Here is a 4823-nt window from a genome sequence, read left to right on the forward strand (position 1 = left end):
TGACGCCCTACAGGCAAGTTCTGATCATTTGACAATCGTGCCGATATCGCCTGCGGCGGTAACGCTTTAGACTGTCCATGCCAGAATGCCGAAGTGTCCAACTCAAACTGCCGAACACATTTATACCGGGTATAAAACTCTGCTCCTGTTCAACTCGATTTTTGGTTTGCAGCATCAACGTAGCATCTTCAAAGGGGGGCTAGGTGCATTACCTTCTTTCTCTTCAAACCAGTTTCATAGCACAAACTGAAGGTTTTCGCGCGTCTGCTAATCTGTGATTCTGTTGGTGACCCGCACTTTTGATGATCCGGTAGAAAAACGTCCCAGTCAATTCAAAGGGAAGTTTCTCCTTGGGCATTCATTCCTCGCGGACCACACCGCTTACGGCGTGAAGCCGACGCGCCGCAGCAAATTCTGGAAGCGCGGGTCTGAGCGCAGATTATTCCACTTCGGTTCGGCCTTCAGAAAGACCATCCGCGGTTCCCGCTCCCAGTAGCCCCGCTCCAGCCACTCAAGCGTTACCTCGCGCTCGCCCAGCCCGTGATAAGTCATCGCTACGCTTGCACTCTGATGTTTTTGGAACAGGCGCAGACTACTTACCGATGCTACTTGCCTCCGCCGCTTTGATGTACCGCTCGACGTCTTCGTCAAGCAGTAGGCGATGATGCCGAAGCAGCTTGGCTGCATGTCTCACCTTCTTCACATACTTTTCATGCGTCGGGTATCGTTCCTCGATCGACAGTCGCGGATCGCCAATCGCCAAACGCTCAGCCCTCGTTTGTCGGAAATCGATCTTCTGGCCAAAGGCGTCACACAGGTCGTCCCCGGCAAAGGCGGCCGCGCGCAAGGCCCAGCCGGTGTACGTCGCCAGCGGCACGGCGATCTCTGGGAGGCGGATACCAGCGATGTCGTTACCATCGGAGTCGGTCCTGGGAACGAAGACCGGATAGGGGGAACCCACGAGAACCGGCGGGAGGATCGTCAGGATGCCTTGATCGAACAGGGGCCCGAAGTCGAATAGGTCACCAGTGGTCAGGAGCCCGTTGTACGTGATCCCCGGGATGAAGGGAAACCCTACTCCCTCCTGCGGCAGCGAGGGGACCAGCGTCCCATTCGCGCGCCGCGGCACACGGCTCAGAGGCGGCTTCTTACCCTCGGAGACCCACTCGTCTAGCGCAACCAGGAGAGCCCGCAGACCGGGGTTGGGAACGACCGGGTTCCGCGGCTGCTGGCAGATGCCGGGCCCGCTTAAGGCGCCGTGCGGCAGGCTCGAGAAGAGGTAAGACCGGACGTTACGGTGATCCTTCAGATCGTTCCCGAGAGTGTCCGTATGCAGGAGTGACCCGGCCTTGACCCAGTACTCGTTCGAAGAGTTCACCTCGAAGATCTTCGGACAAGTGTTGCTCGTCACGCACCGACCAAGACGACCGTCGGTCTTTTCCGTGTGCGGATCGAAGATGACCTGATTGGCGAAGGGGAACTCGCGCTCCGGATACCACCGACCAATGTGCTGGCGGTGCGTCCGCCCGGGCTGGGCAAAGCGATAGTTAAGGAAGATTCCGCTCCCCCCGCCGACCCAGTTGAGGATCCCGTCGAAGACCGGCCGGGCCTCCTCATCCTCGTTGAAGCCTAGATGCACGTAGTCACGCATGAAGCGCGAGGGCTGCGAGACGCCAAACGTGTAGATGGCCTGAACGTCCCCGGCCAGCGGGTTGAGATTGCCCTCATCGTCGGTGACGGCGTGACGCAGGAACGCGGCGAGATCACGCGTGGCAACGAAGCCTAACCCTGCGACGATCGGATCCGTCGCGGGATACGTAAACTCGTAGAGTCTGCCCTGCTGGAACGGTGTTCCGGCGGGCAGCAGCTTGATGGCCCGATCGTTGACATACTCCCAGTCAGCGGCGGAGACGGCCTCGGGCGGATCCGTGTAATGCACGCGCACGGTGAGGCTAGCCTGGGACTTGTCCAGAGTCGCCGCCGGATACGTGAGCGCGCCCGTCATCGTGCTGGCGTTGTCGATGACGAACTCTTCAAGCGCAGGGCCGACTATCGACGAGCCATCCGGGTTCCTCGCGGTGGGGACTGTGATCGTCAGGCGGTTGTTGCCCGGCGCCACGCCGGCGTCCCAGCCGCTGGAAACGATGGTGTATCCTTGACGCATGAGAAAGCCGTTGCCGGCGTCGGCAACCGTCGTCGGATCGTTCCCGCCGCCGCCGTTGTTGAACGCGAACAGAACGCTAATGCCCATGGGTGGCCCCCCGATGTCGCCCCGGTTGTTCATGTGGTAGAAGAGCCGGTGGTTTCCTCTCGAGCTGTCAACCGGCTTCAGAATGAAGACGTCCATGGAGTACTCGACCATACCCCTTGCGTTGCGCGGCGCCAACTCGATATCGGTGATTACCGCGTTGCGCGAATCGTTCGGATCGACTTCGCCGAAAGCCCGCAACCTGAGTTTCTCGTACTGGCCCACATCACCGAACGACGTGCCCTCGAACGTCGGCGATTCGACGCGGGTGATTTCAATTCGCGTGATGTGTGCTTCGGCACGGATTGGTGCTCCCAGAGCAACCACGAGTGCTACGAAGAGTGTCGTGAGAAGTGCTCGAAGGTTCGAGCGCACCTGTCTCATCTTCGTCTGACTATCAGCATCGGCTGACTGGCAGTCGGATAAGGCATTAAAACCTCGTATCTTTGCCCACACCTTGTCAATCGCTACATTGACAACAGAACTAACAAAAACCTTAGCCATACTTACCTCCAATTTGTTCTATGATCCGATGAAAGTGATCTCTTGCGAGAATGTGCCGTTAGGCGGGTCGCATTGCTGCGTACCGCCGCATCACCTTAAAATAAGCCTGCAATCACCATGCGCTTTTCATTTGCTCACATCGGTGAGGATGGTACTTTCAGCGCCGCGCTAAGTCCTTTGTAAACGCGAAGGATTTTCTTAGGAATTTCTTTGCGCGCTCCTGGGGAGTTCTGGGGACCTTTATGAGCCAGTTAATCGGCCGCATCTATGAATTTGGCCATTTCCGGCTGGATACGACCGAGCAGCTCTTGCTGCGCGACGGCGAGGTCATTTCGCTCCCACCTAAAGCCTTCGACGTGCTGCTGGTTTTGGTCGCGCATCACGGACATTTGCTGGGGAAAGAGGAGTTGCTGAAGCTGGTTTGGCCTGACGCGTTTGTCGAGGAGGCCAATCTCTCTTACAACATCTCGCTCATCCGCAAGGCGCTCTCGTCTGGCGAGAATGGACAGAAGTTTATTGAGACGATCCCGAAGCGCGGCTACCGCTTTGTCGCCAATGTGCAGGAGCTGAAAGGAGACGGAGATCTTCGCCCTGAGTTGCTGGCGCCGACCGGGTCAGGGATGGCCGCTGGAGGGGAATCCGCAGCTGGCGGCGAGCCGCAGATAATAGTAACTACCGGTGCAGCGCCTCCGCTCAACAGCTTCAGGCGTCAGAGAAGAGTTGCGGCACTTGCACTGGCGGTTTTGGTCATGGCGAGCGGGGGAATTGCCTTTTGGCTCTCCGAGCGGAGCAGACAAAAGCAACTCCGAAGCGACGGCACCGAACCCCTCTCGGGAACCGTTCCCGTCACCAGTTTCCCGGGTTATGAAAGACAACCGGCATTTTCGCCCGACGGCAACCAAATCGCTTTCGTCTGGGACGGCGAGCGGGAGGATAACGTGGATATCTACGTCAAGCTGATCGGTGCCGGAGAGCCGCTCCGGCTGACATCGAACCCCGCGCCTGACCTGAATCCCGTCTGGTCACCGGACGGTCGCCACATCGCTTTCACCCGCGAGGGCGAAGGCAGCGGAATCTATCTTGTTCCCGCTCTGGGCGGGACTGAGCGCAAATTGTCGGAAATCTTTCCGGAGCGCCCCTTCCATAAACTTAGTCTGAGCTATTCACCGGGCGGGGAATGGCTGGCAATCGCCGACAAAGACTCTGCTGCGGAGCCCTTCAGCATTTCTCTCTTTTCAGTCGGAATGGGTGAGAAACGGAGGCTAACCCATCCGCCCGGGGGCTCGCTGGGTGATGTCAGTCCGGCCTTTTCTCCCGATGGGAAACTGCTGGCCTTCGCGCGCACACTCGCCGCCGGCGTAAAAGACATCTACGTCGTGCCGGTGTCAGGCGGTGAGCCGAAGCGTCTGACTTTCGACGACACAATGGCGGAAGGGCTGACTTGGACAATGGGCGGGAGCGAAATCGTCTTCTCGTCAAGACGTGGCGGGAGCATTTTTCATCTTTGGAGAGTCCCCGTCAGCGGCGGCAATCCCGAACGAGTAGCCGTCTTTGCCCAGGAAATTTATTATCCGGCGATCTCCCGGCAGGGCAACCGGCTGGCTTGGACACAGGTGCAAGATGATGCAAACATCTGGAGAGCTGAACTTCAGGGGACGCCCGCGCGGGCTGCCGCTCCGGTGAAGTTGATCGCCTCAACGACGGCAGACGATAACCCTCAGTACTCGCCGGACGGAGAAAAGATTGTCTTCGCCTCTAACCGTTCAGGAGCCAGTGAAATTTGGGTCACTGATCGTGACGGCAAGAACCCTCTCCAGTTGACGAATATTGGCGCCCCGGACACCGGCACGCCGCGCTGGTCTCCTGACGGGCGGCAGGTCGCCTTTGACGGCCTCTTAGGAGGTAACCGAGACGTCTACGTTGTCAGCTCTCAGGGCGGCGAGGTTCGCCGCCTGACAGAGGAGCCGTCCGAGGATATGTGTCCGAGTTGGTCGCGTGACGGCCAATGGATCTACTTTGGCTCCAGCCGCAGCGGGAGTCTGCAGATCTGGAAGATGCCGGCCGAGGGCGG

At 58.8% G+C, this 4823-nt stretch carries 3 protein-coding genes; 1 reads left to right on the forward strand and 2 read right to left on the reverse strand.

Translation table 11 applies throughout. From position 1 onward, the window contains the following. Positions 1-381: 381 nt before the first annotated feature. Positions 382-552 carry a hypothetical protein gene (locus tag M3436_19345; GenBank protein ID MDQ3566144.1) on the reverse strand — a complete coding sequence of 57 codons (171 nt, stop codon included), beginning with the start codon at positions 550-552 and terminating at the stop codon, positions 382-384. A gap of 40 nt (positions 553-592) precedes the next feature. Then, complete coding sequence (locus tag M3436_19350) at positions 593-2632, reverse strand: alpha/beta hydrolase domain-containing protein (protein MDQ3566145.1); 2040 nt, start codon at positions 2630-2632, stop codon at positions 593-595. Positions 2633-2994: 362 nt separating this feature from the next. Between M3436_19350 and M3436_19355 the strand changes: the two genes are divergently transcribed. Continuing rightward, on the forward strand, positions 2995-4823 hold a 1829-nt coding region (locus M3436_19355), incomplete at its 3' end, for a winged helix-turn-helix domain-containing protein (protein MDQ3566146.1).

This window comes from Pseudomonadota bacterium (assembly GCA_030859565.1).
Classification (GTDB): Bacteria; Pseudomonadota; Gammaproteobacteria; order JACCXJ01; family JACCXJ01; genus USCg-Taylor.